The sequence below is a fragment of the Ottowia caeni genome (genome assembly GCF_050821495.1).
GTDB lineage: Bacteria > Pseudomonadota > Gammaproteobacteria > Burkholderiales > Burkholderiaceae_C > Ottowia > Ottowia caeni.
In genome coordinates this window covers 504,107-519,663 of record NZ_CP151080.1, presented here as the reverse complement: position 1 = coordinate 519,663, position 15,557 = coordinate 504,107, and the positions used below count along the sequence as shown (strand labels likewise).

The following is a 15,557-nucleotide window of genomic DNA, read 5'->3' as shown; positions in this document are numbered from 1 at the left end:
GCGCCCATTTTATGAGGCTGCTCAACGGCTCGACGGAAAGCTGAACATAGCCCCTTCACGAACACCGGCGGAAGGCCAACGCTGGGTGATGGTCTTGCGCTTGGTGTAGAAGCGCACGGCGTCCGGGCCGTAGGCGTGCAGATCACCGAACAGGCTGCGCTTCCAGCCGCCAAATGAATGGTAGGCCACCGGCACGGGCAGTGGCACGTTCACGCCCACCATGCCGACCTGAATGTGGTCTGTGAAATACCGCGCCGCCTCGCCATCGCGAGTGAAAATGCACGTGCCGTTGCCATACTCATGATCATTGATGAGCTTCATTCCCTCCTCAAGGGTCTTCACGCGCACAATGCCCAGCACAGGCCCGAAAATCTCTTCCTGATAGATCTTCATGCCGGGCTTGACGTGGTCAAACAGACAGGGCCCCAGGAAATAGCCATCTTCGTGACCTGGCACTCTCAGGCCGCGGCCATCTACCAGCAACTCGGCGCCCTCGGCCACACCCTGGTCAACATAGCCCCTGACCTTCTCGAAATGCGGTTTGGTGACCAGCGGACCCATGTCGTTGCCGTTGTCGGTGCCTGGGCCGACTTTCATCTTTGCAATCTCGGTCTGCAGACCCGCGATCATCTGGTCTGCCACCTCATCGCCTACGCACACGATCAAAGGAACCGCCATGCAGCGCTCTCCGCAGCTGCCGTAGGCCGCACCCATCATGGCGCTCACGGCATTGGCGATGTCAGCATCAGGCATGACCACGGCATGGTTCTTGGCGCCTCCCAGGGCCTGCACACGCTTGCCAGCCTTGCAGCCTTCTGAATAAATGTATTCAGCGATGGGTGTGGAGCCTACAAAGCTGACGGCTTTGACGCGGGTGTCGTGCAGAAGGGTGTCCACAGCCTCCTTGTCGCCATTCACCACGTTCAATACGCCGGGTGGCAGGCCGGCCTGAAGAGCCAACTGTGCAATGAAGAGCGCACTGCTTGGATCACGCTCGGAAGGCTTCAGTACGAATGTGTTGCCACAGACCACGGCCATAGGCCACATCCACAGCGGCACCATCGCGGGAAAGTTGAACGGCGTGATGCCCGCCGCCACCCCCAGCGCCTGATGCTCAGCCCATGAGTCGATGCCAGGGCCAGCATTGCGCGAATGCTCGCCCTTGAGCAGTTCGGGCGCATAGCTTGCGTACTCGACGTTCTCGATGCCGCGCTGCAATTCGCCGTGCGCATCATTGAGAACCTTGCCGTGTTCGTTGGTGATCAGGCGCGCGATCTGGTCGGCGTTTTCTTCCAGAAGTGTCTTGAGGCGGCTCATCACCCGTGCCCGCTTCAGCGGTGGGGTATTGCGCCATTCAGGGAAGGCCTTCTCGGCAGACGCGATAGCCTTCTCGACGGTCGCCTTGGAGGCCAACTCTACATGACCGCTCACCTGTCCGGTGGCCGGGTTGAAGACCGCTTGCGTGCGTGCGGCGTCGTGGACAAGCTCACCGTCAATGAGGTGACCAATGGTTTCGGTAACAGGTTTATCGCGGTTCATGGGAAGTCTTGGATTAAGTAGAAATATCAAAACAGTAATGCGGCTTATTCGGACCCGACACACCAATTTGTTGTATGAGAGGCCTTAGAGCTTCAAAGGCCCTTGGGGCGCCCGGCGTTCGTGGAGAAACAGTGGTCTTCCTTGTAGGAGCGGCTTCAGCCGCGAATGGCTTCCTTAGGAGCAAAAGGCGACATGGGTGACGGTGGCCCTTCGCGGCTGAAGCCGCTCCTACAAAGACAGAGGCGATGTAGGCCGTTTTGGGCTTTCAAAGTTTTGTGTCTCATGAGGGTGTCGCAAAACGGCCTCGTTTTTCTTCCCTCTCCCTCCGGGAGAGGGCCAGGGTGAGGGCAGCGGCGCATGATCTGAGACTGTCTTTGGGCGCGCTCCCTCACCCCAACCCTCTCCCGAAAGGAGAGGGGGCAATCGCCACTGCTGCACCAACCACTTTAACGACAGCCTCTAAAGCCGCTCCTACAAGGTGTGACAAGTACCGTAAGACCGGGAGTCTGTCGTCAGGCCGTCGCGTTCAGCGCGTCGCCGAGGGCACTCACCAGCCGGTCGATTTCAGCCCTTTCGCTGATGAAAGGCGGCGCCAGCTGGATGGTGTCGCCGCCGTAGCGCACGTAGAAGCCGTTCTTCCAGCAGTGCATGGCGATTTCATAGGGCCGCTTGGCCGGCTCGCCTGGCAAGGCGCTGATGGTCAAACCGGCCGCCAGACCATAGTTGCGGATGTCAGCGACGTGCTTGGCGCCTCTGAGGCTGTGAATCGCAGATTCGAAATGCGGAGCCAGTGTCTTGACGCGTCCCGGGCCGTCTTCGGCCTCCAGCAGGTCGAGCGCCGCCAGAGCAGCGGCGCAGGCCACCGGGTGCGCGCTGTAGGTGTAGCCGTGGGCGAATTCGAGCATGTAGTCCGGCCCGCCGGCAGCCATGAAAGTGTCGTAAATGCCCTTGCTGGCCACCACGCCGCCCAGCGGCTGCACGCCGTTGGTAACCTGCTTGGCGAAGGTGAGGATGTCGGGCGTCACGCCGAAGGCTTCGGAGCCGGTCATGGCGCCGCAACGGCCAAAACCGGTGATGACCTCATCAAAAATCAACAGAATGTCGTGCTGCGTGCAGATTTCGCGCAAGCGCTCCAAGTACCCTACCGGAGGCACCACGACACCGCCCGAGCCGCTGAAGGGCTCAACAATCACGGCTGCAATATTGCTGGCATCGTGCAAAGCGATGACGTCCAGCAACTTGTCGGCCATCGCTTTGCCGCCCTCGGCCGCCTGCCCCTTGACGAAGCTGCCCATCGGCGGCTGCGTGTGGGGAATGTGATCAGCCGACACGGCTTGCCCGTAGAGCTTGCGATTGGCCACCATGCCGCCCACGGAAATGCCGCCAAAGTTCACCCCGTGGTAGCCTTTCTCGCGCCCCACCAGAAGTTGCTTGCTGCCCTGCCCCTTCAGGCGCCAGTAGGCGCGCGCCATTTTCAGCGCGGTATCGGCGGATTCGGACCCGCTGGAGGTGAAAAAAACGTAATCGAGACCTTCAGGCGTCAGGCGCTTGATGCGGTTGGCCAGTTCGAAGGAAAGCGGGTGGCCAAACTGAAAGCCCGGTGAGTAGTCGAGCCTGGCGGCCTGTTGACCGATGGCCTCGGCGATCTCGCGCCGGCCGTGCCCGAGGCCCGTGCACCACAGGCCGGAAAGGCCATCGAACACCTGCCGTCCGTCGGCATCTGTGAAATAGGCGCCCTGTGCCCCAACGATCATGCGCGGATCGCGCTTGAACTGTCGGTTGGCAGTAAACGGCATCCAGTGCGCTTCAAGCCAGGCGGCATCTTGGCGAACGGCATCAATTTTGGGGGCTGTGATCACGCTCATGACGAAATCTCCTTATGAATGCAAGCATTGTGGACATAAGGTTTAATCGTTCAAATAAGCAAATATTCAAGTTTAGTTGCCAAATAATGCAAGTAAAAACCCATGCTCCCCGCGCACGCGCCTTGCTGGGCCAGGTCAGCGACATGGATCTACGGTTGCTGCAGGTTTTCAAGGCGGTTGTGGATTGCGGAGGCTTCACTGCCGCCGAGCTGGAACTGAACATCGGCACCAGTACTGTCAGCCGCCACGTGAAGGATCTGGAAACGCGTCTGGGGCTCACCCTGTGCCGCCGAGGTCGTGCCGGCTTCGCCCTGACGGTGGAGGGTGAGCGCGTATACGACGAGACTCTGCGCCTGCTGGCCGCTGTAGACGGGTTCCGTGCGGGCGTTGACGACATTCACCAGCGCATGGGCGGCACGCTGGCGGTTGCGCTGTTCGACAAAACCGCCAGCAACCCCGATGCGCACATTCATACCGCCATAGCCGACTTCACTGCGCAAGCGCCTGACGTAAAGCTGCACCTTCACGTGGACAGCATCCAGGCCATTGAGCGCGGCGTGATGGATGGCAGCTTCGCCGTGGGCATCATTCCTTCGCACCGCACCTCGGCCAGCCTGCGCTACGACCGATTGTTCGGCGAAACCATGCACCTGTATTGCGGCACCGGCCACCCGCTTTTCAGTTCGGAGCATGACGCCCTGGACTGGCCATCCTTGCAGGCCCGGCGCGATTTTGCCGGCCTGGGCTACCACTCTCCCAACATGGAACTGGCGCATAGTCGGCACCTGCAACGCCGCGCGACAGCTTTCGAACAGGAAGCTATCGCCACCTTGATCCTCTCCGGGCGTTTTCTAGGTTTCTTGCCAGACCACTATGCAGACGCCTTCGTGCAGCGCGGGCAGATGCGCGCGGTGCGCCCACACCTGCTGCAGTACGCCTGCGATTTTGTGAGTGTGCTGCGCCGTTCGCCAGCCCCTTCCCGCGCGGCCCTGGCCTTTCATGGCTGCCTGCTGTCGGCCCACCAGCGTTCGCACGCTGAACCCTGAACACAGCCTCCGGCTATCATGCTCCTTTCCCAGATTCCCCATGTCGCCTCGCACCGCCACGCCTGCTGCTTTCTCAGCCCCCGAATTTCGCACTGCGCTGGGCATGTTCGCCACTGGCGTAACCATCGTGACCGCCATTGGCGACACGGGTGAGCCGATCGGCCTGACCGCCAACTCCTTCAATTCGGTCTCCCTTCAACCTCCGCTGGTGCTATGGAGCTTGGGTCTGCGATCCAAATCTCTGCCGATTTTTTGCGCGGGCACTCACTACGCCATCAACATATTGGCAGCTGACCAGCAAGAATTGGCACTGCGTTTTGCGACCCCGTCGCGTAGCCGGTGGGAAGGGGTCCACTGGAGGCCAGGCATTGCCGGCGCTCCTCTGATCGAAGGCGCCGCAGCCAGTTTCGAGTGTTTCAACCGAAGCCGCTACGAAGAGGGCGATCACGTTATCTTCGTAGGCAAGGTGGAGCATTGCACCCATCGCCCTGGCGCTTCACCACTGCTGTTTCATGGCGGGCGCTTCTACACCGAACACCCGCTATGACTGATGTGACCGCCATGCATACGTCGCGCCGCGAGCATCTGGATGGGCAGGCTGTCAGCCTGTTGCTGCTCTGCTGCTTTTTCTGGGGTTTTCAGCAAGTGTTGGTCAAGGCCACCCTGCCAGAATTACCGCCGATTTTCCAGGCGGCGGTGCGGTTCGTGGGCGCCACCATCTTGCTTTGGCTGTGGTGCCGCTGGCGCGGCATACCGCTGCGGGGTACCGGTGGCACGCTCGTGCCCGGCCTGCTCGCCGGAGCGTTGTTTGCGCTGGAGTTCACCTGCATGAACATAGGCCTGCAGTACACCACGGCGTCGCGACTCACAGTATTCATGTACACCTCGCCTTTCTGGGTCGCGCTGCTGGTGCCTCTCTTCGTTCCGACGGAGCGCCTGCGGCCTCGGCAATGGCTGGGTCTGGCCTGCGCGTTCGTGGCGGTGATCGTCGCGCTGTGGGACGGCTTTTCCCAGGGCGGCGCTGGGCGGACCTGGCGAGGCGACCTGCTGGGTCTGGCGGCGGGTCTGTTCTGGGGTTTGACGACTGTGGTGATCCGCAGCACACGGCTTTCCACCATTTCCGCCGAGCGAACACTGATGTACCAGGTGGCGGTCAGTGCAGCCACTCTGCCAGCACTGTCATTGGCCCTGGGAGAGAGTTGGCAATGGCAATGGAGCTCGTTCGCTGCAACTTCCATCGCACTGCAGACCGTGGTCGGCGCGTTTGCCAGTTATCTGGCATGGATGTGGCTACTCTCGCGCTACCCGGCCACCAAGGTGTCTGCGTTCGTTTTTCTTACTCCTCTGTTCGCCCTGTTGTTCGGCGCCCTATGGCTTGGTGAGACTATCACTCTGCAGTTGGTGGTGGCACTGGCCTTGGTTGCCGTAGGCATGGTGCTGGTCAACCGGAAGCCGTCAGCCGCAAAGATAGAAAACTGAGCGAAGAACCGCGGCTTTCATTACCATTGGGTCTATGGAGTTCAAGGACTACTACCAAATCCTCGGTGTAAGCAAAAGCGCCAGCGCCGACGAGATCAAGAAGGCCTACCGCAAGCTGGCCCGCAAGTACCATCCGGACGTCAGCAAGGAACCTGACGCCGCCAAGCGCATGACCGAGGTCAACGAAGCCAACGAAGTGCTGGGCGACCCGGAGAAGCGCTCAGCCTATGACACCGTAGGAGCTCAGGCGTGGGCACGCGGAGCACGCTCTGGTGACGATGTGCGACCTCCGCCGGGCTGGGACACTGGTTTCGAGTTCAGCAATGGCGGTGCTGGCAATGGCGGCGAAGCAGATTACAGCGAGTTTTTTGAAAACCTGTTCGGCCGCGCTGCCCGATCCCAACGCGGAGGCAGCCCCCATGGGGCGGGTTCACAGATGCGTGGAAACGATCATCACGCCAAGATCGAGCTGGACCTGATCGACGCCTACCGCGGGACTGAGCGCACGATCCATTTGCAAGCCGCGCGCATGGATCAAAACGGCCATGTGGTGCCCGAAACCCGTGCGCTTCAAGTAAAGATTCCCAAAGGCGTGAAAGAAGGCCAGCTGATCCGCCTGGCCGGACAAGGCAGCCCTGGTTTTGGCGGCGGCCCGGCAGGCGATCTGCTACTGGAGGTGCATTTCAAGCCCGACTCGCGCTGGCGCATCGAAGGCCGGGACGTTACCCAGCGGCTGCGCGTCACCCCCTGGGAGGCGGCTCTTGGGGCCGGGGTAAGAGTTCAGACGCCGGACGGCGCGACCGTCGAGGTCACCGTGCCACCCGGATCAGGTTCTGGCCGCAAGCTGCGTTTAAAGGGGCGCGGCATCCCTTCATCCACCGCCCCGGGCGATTTGTACCTGGAATTGGAGCCGGCTGTTCCCGGCGCCGTGACCGATGCGCAGCGAGAGGCCTGGAAAGCACTCGCTGCGGCCTACCCTGGCTTCGATCCACGTAGCGCGTAGGAGCCTTTACAAATGAGCCTGACCCCTGCACACGAAACCCTGGTCGAACTTCTCGACGACGCGCTCACCGTGGACGACATCGCCCGCTGCGCCCGCAAGGAGCCCGAATGGGTGGTTACTCATGTCGAAGCCGGCGTGCTGCAACCCACCGCTGGTCAAGCTGCCGCCGAGTGGCGTTTTACCAGCACCACCCTGGTGCGGGCCCGCCGCATTGCCCATCTGGAACACGCATTTGACGCCGACCCCCAACTGGCCGCCCTGACCGCGGACCTGATGGAAGAAGTGGCTATGCTGCGCCGCAGACTTCAGGGACTTTGAACCTGTTGGTCGGTCAAAACCCCAGACCAATTCCCCAGCCAACGCGCGAACCCCGTCCGCGGTGGCCGCCAACGACCCCGCCCACGGAGAGTGTGACCCCTACCGGATTCACATAGACCGGCTGCGGCATGTACACCGGTTGCGGCCTATAAACCGGCTGCGGTGGCGCGGGAACATAGACCACCTGAGGAGCCGCGACCGGATAAGGTGGCGGGTAGGTCGCCGGATACATTGGCGCCGTAACCACCGCGCCGGGGGGCAGACGTCCCGCACCAGGAAAAGGAGCCGGATAGTAATAACCGCCCTCAGGCTGCGTAGCGGCCGGATACGCCGGTACGCCAACAGGCGTGTTGTACGCTCCATACTCGCCATACGCAGCACCACCATATCCCGAGGGCGCAGGCACCTGCACCCATGCTCCCGGGTCGCCCGCCATGCGGGCTTGATACCGCTGACCGTCGATTTCGTAGCTCACGTCGTAACCGGTGACGCGGTTCTCATAGCGCGTGGCACACCCGCCGGCATAGCGCTGCTGGGCCTCTGCGGTGTTTCCCAGGGCAGCGCCACCCAGCACCCCCGCCGCAGTGGCCAACGCCCGCCCATCTCCGTAGCCAAAGGCGTTGCCAACCACACCACCGATCACGGCGCCTACAATGGCCCCGACACCCGACGTGGCGGAGTAGCCCGGCGCGCAGCCTTGCACCGGCACGGCTTCCCACGCCGGCATGGATGACAGCACGCGGGCAGTGACCAGGGACTGGGCCCCTGCCGACGTCGCACCCGCGAGCATGGCTGCCGTCACCGCGAGGGTGCGAACGGAAAAGGTAGTGAGGTTCATGGCTATTCTTCCGGGGCCAAGCAGAAAATTGCTCGACTGATTACCCCCCACTTCAACGCGCCGTGGGGCCAACGGCTGACTGCCTTTACGCCTTATTCACAAGCAATAACAGTTTTAAAAGCTGTAACTGCCCCGGCGCACATGTATTGGAGACGAATACGCAAGGAAGGTTTCAAAACAGCCTGCCATGTGTCCCTCACACACCTCAGGTTCCATGTGCTCCTTGCCGCTGGGCTGCAAAGGACACGTACCACTCCAGGCTCTGGGGGTTGGCCATGGCTTCACGGTTAACCACTTTCTCCAGCGGCTGCCCCAGCAGCAGCTTCTTGATGGGCAATTCCTGCTTCTTGCCCGAGAGTGTGCGCGGGATTTCAGGCACCTGGAAAACATCGTCAGGTACGAAGCGAGGGCTCAGGGATTGCCGGATCGCCGCATTGATTCGCCCCTTCAACGCGTCATCCAAGGCCATTCCCGGGCGCAGAACTACGAAGAGCGGCATGTAACTGTCGCGCCCCAGGTATTCCAGATCGACCACCATGGAGTCGAGCACCTCTGAAATGCCCTCCACAGCGCTGTAAATCTCGCTGGTGCCCATGCGCAGACCATGACGGTTAATGGTGGCATCACTGCGGCCGTAGATCACGCACCACTCACCTTCGGCATTTTTCTCGTCGCCCACACGCAGCCAGTCGCCATGGCGCCAGACACTGCCGGCCGCTGGATCCAGGTCGCCACCACCGGGCTTGCGGCCGTGGCCAGGCGGGTACATCTCGAAATAGCTCGCCTTGTAGCGCGCGCCATCGGCATCGTTCACCAGATACAAGGGCATCGAGGGAATGGGCTGGGTGCAGATCAGCTCGCCCACCTGGCCCGTGACCGGTTCACCTGCATCGTTCCAGGCCTCCACTGCGGCGCCTAGCAAGCGGCACTGCATTGCGCCCGGCAACTGCGGTAACTCCCGGTTGCCACCAATGAAGGCACCACAAAAATCAGTACCCCCTGAAATATTGCACCACCAGATGTCTTGCTGCTCCGGTGTGGCAGCCATGCGCCTGAACTGCTCAGTGCCCCACTGCTGCACGTCAGCGGCCAGCGGAGAGCCGGTGCTGCCAATGGCCCGGACACGAGAAAGATCGCCGCACGCGGCCAAATCAACCCCGGCCTTCATGCAATTGGCATAGAACGCGGCACCAGCACCAAAGAAACTGACCTGGTGCCGCGCAGCGAACCGCCACAGCACCGTCCAGTCGGGCGCATCTTTGCTGCCTCCGGGGCTGCCATCAAAGAGAACGCAGGTGGTTCCTGCGAGGAGACCGCCCATCTGCGCGTTCCACATCACCCAGCCTGTGGAGCTGTACCAGTGAAAGCGCTCGCCAAACGTGTCGGGCGCATAGCTGCAGCCGATATCGTTATGCAGGCTACCCTGCATCAGCATGACCATGATCATCCCGCCGTGGCCATGCACGATGGGCTTGGGAAGGCCAGTGGTTCCGCTCGAATACACCACCCACAAGGGATGATCGAAAGGCACCCAAAGTGGCTCAAAGGCAGTGGTTTCTGCATCATTGCGCGCCGTGGCGTCTGCAAAATTCGTGACACCCGAAAGGTCCGCCATGCCGGCTGCATCTTTCAGGTTTTGGAAGACCACCGTGTGCCGTACCGAAGTGAGCGCTTCGCGCAGCTCGCGCAGCACATCCAGGCGGTTGATGTCTCGCCCAGCCCAAGTCACACCGTCACAGGCGATCAGCACCTTGGGTTCGATCTGCTTGAAGCGATCGAGCACGGCGTGCGTTCCCATATCGGGCGCGCACACGCTCCAGACGGCACCCAGGCTAGCGGTAGCCAGAAAGGCCACGATCGTCTCGGGAATATTGGGCATGTACGCCGCCACCCGATCACCCGGCTGAACGCCTTGTTCCCGCAAGTGGAGGGCCAACGAGGCCACCTGACGCCGAAGTTCAGGCCACGAAAGCTCCCGCGCCTCGCCCTTTTCGTTGTCGGAAATAAGCGCCGGCAAACCCGCGGCATGGGCGGGATCGACATGGCGAAGCACCTGGCGCGCATAGTTCGTCTGAGCCCCGGGAAACCACTTAGCGCCGGGCATGACGTTGCGCTCCAGCACCGCGGTGTGGGGAGTGGGCGATTGCAGATCCAGGTAATCCCAGATGCTCTGCCAGAAAGCTTCGAGGTCAGTCGTCGACCAACGCCAAAGATCGTGGTAGCTCTGGAACGAGAGGCCGTGCTTTTCACGCAACCAGTTCTGGTAGCGCCGGATCTGGGGAATGCGCGAAGGCGTGCCGGGGGTGTTGCTGGCCACGGAACGGGGATTGGCAGGGGAGCTAACGGTACTCATACGCCGGATTATTGAACCCAGCGAGCGGGTGCGCCATCCCTAAAAACCCACGCCCGGGTGGCTGCGGGCGTATCCACAAGGAACGATTTCGCGGGTTTGTACGCATGTTCGAAATTCTTGTACGCCTGTTCAATCCAATCATGCTCGCTCCCGCGCTTTCTCCTGCTTCATCGACAGTGCTCCGTGCAAGGCGGAAGGCTTACGCGCCAGAGCGACGCGATCGGCGCACGGACATCCTTCTGGCAGCGGAGAAGCTCTTTGCCCAGCATGGCTACCACGCAGTGTCTCTGCGGCAGATCGCAGGCGAAGCTGGTGTGCCGCTGGCTCTGGTGGGCTATTACTTCGGTGCCAAGAACGAACTGTTCCACGCCATTTTTGAGCGCTGGCACCCCACCATTGAAGCGCGTCTTGCGCTGCTACGCGAAGCGGTCTCGGCATCAGGCACGAAGGCGTCGACCCTTCCCCGAATCGTGCGCGCTTTTGTGGAGCCGGTGCTCCAGATGCGGGCCAGCCCGGAAGGCGAGTTCTATGCCCTGCTCGTGAGTCGCGAGCTTACCTATACCCGCGATGAATCTGACCGCGTGCTGCGTGAGTTTTTCGACCCGCTTGCACACGCCTTCATTGATGCGCTACATACCGCCAGGCCGCATGCTTCCAGAGCGCAGGCGGCCTGGAGTTACCAGTTCGCGCTGGGCGCCTTATTGCACCACATCAGCGATCAGCGGGTGGGGCGACTCTCTCACGGCGCCAACACGCCCAATGACGCCGCCGCCGCGCCACTGCTGGTTGATTTCATCGCCGCAGGCATCAACGCTGCCTTGAAATGACACACCTGCCTCTACCTTCGTTTGACACCAGTTGAAGGCCCAGTGCGCTGTCAACTCTGATTCTTTGCCTAAAACAATCCCAAGGAGACTCTCATGAAACGCCGCCACACCTTGCAAGCCATGACCGCACTGGCCGCAGCCGGCTTCTTTCGCCCCGCGTTCAGCCAGACAACCAAAATCGTGTTCGGCTACACGGCCGTGACAGATTTCGCCTCAGTTTTCGTGGCTGCCGAACAGGGGTATTTCAAAAAGCGCGGGCTTGATGTGGATCTGAAGTTCATCCCGCTCAACTCCACCATCCCGGCCGCTATCCAGGCTGATTCGCTGCAGATTGGCGGCCCGACCCCGAGCGTGTTTCTTCAATCGGTAGATGGCGGACTGGATCAAGTGGTGGTGGCTGGCGGTGGCGTAACCTCCAAATCGATCACAGGGTTTGGGCTGGTGGCTCGCGCGGGTAGCGGCATCAAGACCGCCGCCGACTGCGTGGGGAAAAAATTGGCGTTCCGGGCCTCGGCGCGTTCCTGCATGTCACCTTCCGCGCCTGGCTCAAGGACCAGGGTGTCGATTACAAGAAGGTCAGTTTCGTTGAAGCGGCATTCCCCCAGCACGGCGACATGCTGCGCGGAGGCTCGATCGATGCCGTCGTCAGTGCCGACCCGTTCATGAGCCGCATCACCGAAACGGGTGCGGGCTACGTCGCGTCGTACTACTCCACTTTCCTGCCCGAGGGTCAACCCACCATCATCTACGTTGCCCGACGTGATTGGGCGCAGAAGAACGCTGCTGCAGTGCGCAGTTTCCAGCAAGCTGTTCAGGAAGCAGGCGCGTTCATTCAAAACCCCAAGAACAATGGCGCCGTGCGCGCCGCTATAGGTAAATACATCAAACTTCCGCCAGAGGTTTTGGCGAACGCGCAGATCTCTCCGCCTGCCCCGGTGGTCACAACCAAGCAGCTTGATTACTGGGTGGGACTGATGAAGGATCAGGGCATGCTCAAGACATCTCCCAATGTGACCTCGCTGCTCTTCAAGTGAAGCTGAATGAAGATGCCCCAAGGGCTGGCGGAAACCAGATGACAGGCAGCGTTCTAGAGTTTGATCAAGTCGCCATTCACCTGGGTGGACGGGAGATCCTCTCTCCCACCAGCGTAGAAATCAGGCGCGGCGAGTTCGTGTGCATCATCGGTCCCTCGGGATGCGGCAAGACCACCCTGCTGCGCGCGGCCGCCGGCTTCGTTGCCCCCACCAGCGGCCAAGTAACGCGGCGCGGCCAGCCCGTCACCGGGCCTTCGCGCGAGGTCGCCTTTGTGTTCCAGGATTACGGCCGGGCGCTGCTACCCTGGCGTACGGTGGAACGCAATGTGGCCCTGGCCCTGGAGGCTGCGCGTGTTCCGGCCGCCGAGCAGCCTGATCGCATCAAGCGCGTACTGGCCACAGTAGGCCTCAGCACGCACGCGAACAAGTTTCCGGCGCAACTCTCGGGCGGCATGCAACAGCGCGTGCAAATCGCGCGCTGCCTGGCGCAACAGCCTGAGCTGATGCTGATGGACGAGCCCTTTGGCGCGCTGGACGCCATGACGCGAGAAAGCCTGCAGGATGAAGTTTCGCGCCTGGTACGGGAGCAGGGCCTCACAGTTCTGTTCGTCACTCACGACCTGGAGGAAGCGCTCTACCTGGGCGATCGCGTGCTGGCGCTGCGCAGCAACCCGACACCAGAACAGCCCAGCCTGGCAGCCCTGATCGATGTGCCCTTGCCAAAGCCGCGCGACCAACTCTCCACCAAGGAGGACCCTGAGTTTCTACGGCTGCGGCGTGAGCTCTATCAATATCTGGGGCATCCATGAAAGGACGCGCAAAATCATGAGGCCATGGCTACGTCCCTTGCTTTTTCCAGCGCTGCTGCTGTCGGCACTGGAGTGGTGGGCCCGCACTGTAGGCGCGCAAAGCGATGCCATCTCAGCGCCGAGCCATGCAGTGCGCGCTCTTGGCGGCGCGCTCACTGACGGCTCGCTTCTGGCTGCCACCAGCTTTACCCTTGGCAGCGCGGCACTCGGCCTGCTCATTGGAGGTTCGCTGGGCGTGGCACTGGGCACACTGCTGGGTTTGTCGAAGCGCGCCGCCCGCCTCTCCTTTATCAGCGTGGAGGTGCTGCGACCCGTGCCTTCTGTGGCCTTGATTCCACTGGCCATGCTGGTCTTCGGCTTTGGGCTGCGCATGGAGGTCAGCGTGGTTGCCTTCGCCTGCCTGTGGCCTATCGGCCTGCTGACGCAGGCGGCAGTGCAGCAGGTTGAGCCACGCCTGCTGGAGGTGGCGCGGGCGCTGCAGATGACGGCGTGGCAGCGCTTTACCTGGATCGTCGGTCCGGCCATCGTGCCCAGGTTGTTCGTAGCGCTTCGGCTCGGTGTGGCGATCGCTCTGGTGGTGGCCGTCACGGTGGAAATCGCTGCCAACCCCAACGGCATGGGATACGCCATGATGATTGCCCAGCAGAGCCTGGACCCGGCCCTGATGCTGGCCTGGTTGCTATGGATTGGCATCGTGGGATCCGCCATCAACTCCGGGGCAGAGTGGTTGCAGCACAAGGTAGCGCGGCGCATGGGCGAGGTGGCCGCATGAGCACCTGCAAACACATAGAGGCGTTCTACCACGGTCTCGCAGCACAGAGGGGCGCCTGATGAACCGTCAACTCACTACTTCCGAGTTGCTTGGCTCTACGGCCGTACTGGCCGGCTTGCTGGCGCTGTGGTGGCTGACCAGCCATGCAGGCTGGATCAGCAAAGTGTTCCTGCCCACACCCGAAGCGACGCTCTCCAGTCTGCGCGAAGGACTGACAGATGGCGAACTGTTGAGTTTCACGGGGGCTACCGTCGGCCGCATGCTGGCAGGATGGGGATTGGCCATCGTGGCTGGCATAGGCTTGGGCGCCCTCATAGGCAGCAGCGTCACGGCGCGCAACTGGATTGGCCCCACGCTCGAATTCGTTCGCCCGCTGCCCGCCTCGGCGGTGATGCCGCTGGCCATCGCCATATTCGGTCTTTCCGGCGGCATGGTGCTCACAGTGGTCGCCTTTGGAGCCATGTGGCCGGTACTTCTGGCCACCGTGCATGGCCTCGCTGGCGTGCACCCATCCCTTCGCGAGGTGGCAGCGTCACTGCAGATAGGACGCGGCGAGTTCCTCTGGAAAATCGGTCTGCCCAATGCGCTGCCCGACATCGTCGCCGGCATGCGCCTGGCCATGACGATATCGCTGATCGTCAGCGTGGTGGGGGAAATGATCGCGTCGCAACCCGGCCTCGGTCAGGCCATCTTGCTAGCCGCGCGCGCTTTTCGAGCCAGCGAACTCTTCGCCGGCATCGTCCTGCTGGGCGCCATTGGTTTCGCGAGCAATGCTCTCTTGGCGCTTGCGGAGCGACGCCTGTTGCACTGGCAGAACACTTGAATTCTTCTCACATATCCTGGAGGTTTCCATGGCACGCAGATTCATCGACCTATCCATTTACCTGGAAAACGACGTCATCTCTGACCCGCCCGCCTTCGCCCCGAAGATCGAGTATTTCAACCATCAGAACTCGTTCGAGCAGATGGCGCCATTCTTTCCAGGGCTGAAGAAAGAAGACTTGCCGGACGGCGAAGTGTGGGCAGTGGAGATGATCCAGCTATCCACCCATAACGGCACGCACCTGGATGCCCCTTATCATTTTCATAGCACCATGGACAAGGCGCTTGGCAACAAGAAGCCGGCCTGGACCATTGATGAAGTACCGCTGGAGTGGTGCTTCCAGCCCGGCGTGAAGCTTGATTTTCGTCATTTCGCAGATGGCTACGTCGTCACCGCAGCCGATGTGGAAGCCGAGCTTAAACGCATCGGCCATGAACTTAAACCGCTGGAGATTGTGGTCGTCAACACCCGTGCTGGCAGCCGCTACGGCCACAATGACTTTGTTGCTGCTGGCTGCGGCATGGGCTACGAGGCGACGATGTATCTGTTGGAGCGCGGCGTACGCCTGACAGGCACCGACGCCTGGAGCTGGGACGCCCCCTTCGTCTACACCGCAGAAAAATACGCGGAAAAGCACGATGCCAGCCTCATCTGGGAAGGCCACAAGGCAGGACGCGACATCGGCTACTGTCACCTGGAAAAACTTCACAACCTCGAAGCGCTGCCAGCCAGCGGTTTTTATATCTCATGCTTCCCGCACAAGATTCGCGGCGCCTCCGCGGGCTGGACGCGCGCGGTAGCGATCTTCGACGACGCCTTGATGGCTGAACCAAAGTAATCCTGAACACGTA

General features: G+C 61.5%; 14 protein-coding genes and 1 pseudogene. 11 read left to right on the top strand and 4 right to left on the bottom strand.

What is annotated here, in order from left to right:
- Window positions 1–21 precede the first annotated feature (21 nt).
- Window positions 22–1,539, bottom strand: a complete 1,518-nt coding sequence (locus AAAK34_RS02510) for a CoA-acylating methylmalonate-semialdehyde dehydrogenase (protein WP_231696600.1) — start codon at window positions 1,537–1,539, stop codon at window positions 22–24.
- Between the two features lie 512 nt (window positions 1,540–2,051).
- Entirely contained in the window at window positions 2,052–3,404 is a 1,353-nt protein-coding gene (locus tag AAAK34_RS02505; RefSeq protein ID WP_231696599.1) for an aspartate aminotransferase family protein, read from the bottom strand.
- Window positions 3,405–3,490: 86 nt separating this feature from the next.
- Between AAAK34_RS02505 and AAAK34_RS02500 the strand changes: the two genes are divergently transcribed.
- From AAAK34_RS02500 to AAAK34_RS02480, 5 genes are read left to right on the top strand one after another with little or no spacing between them, the layout of a single operon-like run.
- The gene (locus tag AAAK34_RS02500) at window positions 3,491–4,450 is read left to right on the top strand and encodes a LysR family transcriptional regulator (RefSeq protein WP_231696598.1); all 960 of its coding nucleotides are present in this window, start codon (window positions 3,491–3,493) and stop codon (window positions 4,448–4,450) included.
- 40 nt (window positions 4,451–4,490) lie between these two features.
- Window positions 4,491–4,997: a flavin reductase family protein gene (locus AAAK34_RS02495; protein ID WP_231696597.1), complete on the top strand. Its 507-nt coding sequence runs from the start codon at window positions 4,491–4,493 to the stop codon at window positions 4,995–4,997.
- Entirely contained in the window at window positions 4,994–5,929 is a 936-nt protein-coding gene (locus tag AAAK34_RS02490; RefSeq protein WP_231696596.1) for a DMT family transporter, read from the top strand. Before AAAK34_RS02495 ends, AAAK34_RS02490 begins: the two co-directional genes overlap by 4 nt.
- 34 nt (window positions 5,930–5,963) lie before the next feature.
- A complete protein-coding gene (locus AAAK34_RS02485; protein WP_231696595.1) occupies window positions 5,964–6,932 on the top strand; it encodes a DnaJ C-terminal domain-containing protein in 969 nt (322 codons plus the stop codon).
- Between the two features lie 12 nt (window positions 6,933–6,944).
- Entirely contained in the window at window positions 6,945–7,250 is a 306-nt protein-coding gene (locus tag AAAK34_RS02480; protein WP_231696594.1) for a chaperone modulator CbpM, read from the top strand.
- 13 nt (window positions 7,251–7,263) lie between these two features.
- Here AAAK34_RS02480 and AAAK34_RS02475 read toward each other — a convergent pair whose 3' ends face one another.
- Window positions 7,264–8,088 carry a glycine zipper 2TM domain-containing protein gene (locus AAAK34_RS02475; RefSeq protein WP_231696593.1) on the bottom strand — a complete coding sequence of 275 codons (825 nt, stop codon included), beginning with the start codon at window positions 8,086–8,088 and terminating at the stop codon, window positions 7,264–7,266.
- Between the two features lie 205 nt (window positions 8,089–8,293).
- Window positions 8,294–10,441, bottom strand: coding sequence for an acetoacetate--CoA ligase (locus AAAK34_RS02470; protein WP_231696592.1), 2,148 nt, complete (start codon window positions 10,439–10,441; stop codon window positions 8,294–8,296).
- A 104-nt stretch (window positions 10,442–10,545) separates the two neighbouring features.
- On the opposite strand from AAAK34_RS02470, the gene AAAK34_RS02465 reads away from it, so the two are divergent.
- The 6 genes and pseudogenes from AAAK34_RS02465 (at window position 10,546) to AAAK34_RS02440 (ending at window position 15,544) form a co-directional block, all read left to right on the top strand.
- Window positions 10,546–11,268 (top strand): TetR family transcriptional regulator, encoded by a 723-nt coding sequence (locus AAAK34_RS02465; protein WP_231696591.1) that lies wholly within the window; start codon window positions 10,546–10,548, stop codon window positions 11,266–11,268.
- Between the two features lie 93 nt (window positions 11,269–11,361).
- Window positions 11,362–12,302, top strand: a pseudogene (locus AAAK34_RS02460) (ABC transporter substrate-binding protein).
- Between the two features lie 38 nt (window positions 12,303–12,340).
- Window positions 12,341–13,111 (top strand): ABC transporter ATP-binding protein, encoded by a 771-nt coding sequence (locus tag AAAK34_RS02455; RefSeq protein ID WP_231696589.1) that lies wholly within the window; start codon window positions 12,341–12,343, stop codon window positions 13,109–13,111.
- Between the two features lie 16 nt (window positions 13,112–13,127).
- The gene (locus tag AAAK34_RS02450) at window positions 13,128–13,883 is read left to right on the top strand and encodes an ABC transporter permease subunit (protein ID WP_231696588.1); all 756 of its coding nucleotides are present in this window, start codon (window positions 13,128–13,130) and stop codon (window positions 13,881–13,883) included.
- A 58-nt stretch (window positions 13,884–13,941) separates the two neighbouring features.
- Window positions 13,942–14,706 (top strand): ABC transporter permease, encoded by a 765-nt coding sequence (locus AAAK34_RS02445; RefSeq protein ID WP_231696587.1) that lies wholly within the window; start codon window positions 13,942–13,944, stop codon window positions 14,704–14,706.
- A gap of 28 nt (window positions 14,707–14,734) precedes the next feature.
- Window positions 14,735–15,544 (top strand): cyclase family protein, encoded by an 810-nt coding sequence (locus tag AAAK34_RS02440; protein ID WP_231696586.1) that lies wholly within the window; start codon window positions 14,735–14,737, stop codon window positions 15,542–15,544.
- Window positions 15,545–15,557: the final 13 nt, after the last annotated feature.

Excerpts from the sequence above, each read along its gene's own strand:
- AAAK34_RS02510 (WP_231696600.1), bottom strand. The coding sequence starts at position 1,539 with ATGAACCGCGATAAACCTGTTACCGAAACCATTGGTCACCTCATTGAC.
- AAAK34_RS02505 (WP_231696599.1), bottom strand. The coding sequence starts at position 3,404 with ATGAGCGTGATCACAGCCCCCAAAATTGATGCCGTTCGCCAAGATGCC.
- AAAK34_RS02500 (WP_231696598.1), top strand. The coding sequence starts at position 3,491 with ATGCAAGTAAAAACCCATGCTCCCCGCGCACGCGCCTTGCTGGGCCAG.
- AAAK34_RS02495 (WP_231696597.1), top strand. The coding sequence starts at position 4,491 with ATGTCGCCTCGCACCGCCACGCCTGCTGCTTTCTCAGCCCCCGAATTT.
- AAAK34_RS02490 (WP_231696596.1), top strand. The coding sequence starts at position 4,994 with ATGACTGATGTGACCGCCATGCATACGTCGCGCCGCGAGCATCTGGAT.
- AAAK34_RS02485 (WP_231696595.1), top strand. The coding sequence starts at position 5,964 with ATGGAGTTCAAGGACTACTACCAAATCCTCGGTGTAAGCAAAAGCGCC.
- AAAK34_RS02480 (WP_231696594.1), top strand. The coding sequence starts at position 6,945 with ATGAGCCTGACCCCTGCACACGAAACCCTGGTCGAACTTCTCGACGAC.
- AAAK34_RS02475 (WP_231696593.1), bottom strand. The coding sequence starts at position 8,088 with ATGAACCTCACTACCTTTTCCGTTCGCACCCTCGCGGTGACGGCAGCC.
- AAAK34_RS02470 (WP_231696592.1), bottom strand. The coding sequence starts at position 10,441 with ATGAGTACCGTTAGCTCCCCTGCCAATCCCCGTTCCGTGGCCAGCAAC.
- AAAK34_RS02465 (WP_231696591.1), top strand. The coding sequence starts at position 10,546 with ATGTTCGAAATTCTTGTACGCCTGTTCAATCCAATCATGCTCGCTCCC.
- AAAK34_RS02455 (WP_231696589.1), top strand. The coding sequence starts at position 12,341 with ATGACAGGCAGCGTTCTAGAGTTTGATCAAGTCGCCATTCACCTGGGT.
- AAAK34_RS02450 (WP_231696588.1), top strand. The coding sequence starts at position 13,128 with ATGAGGCCATGGCTACGTCCCTTGCTTTTTCCAGCGCTGCTGCTGTCG.
- AAAK34_RS02445 (WP_231696587.1), top strand. The coding sequence starts at position 13,942 with ATGAACCGTCAACTCACTACTTCCGAGTTGCTTGGCTCTACGGCCGTA.
- AAAK34_RS02440 (WP_231696586.1), top strand. The coding sequence starts at position 14,735 with ATGGCACGCAGATTCATCGACCTATCCATTTACCTGGAAAACGACGTC.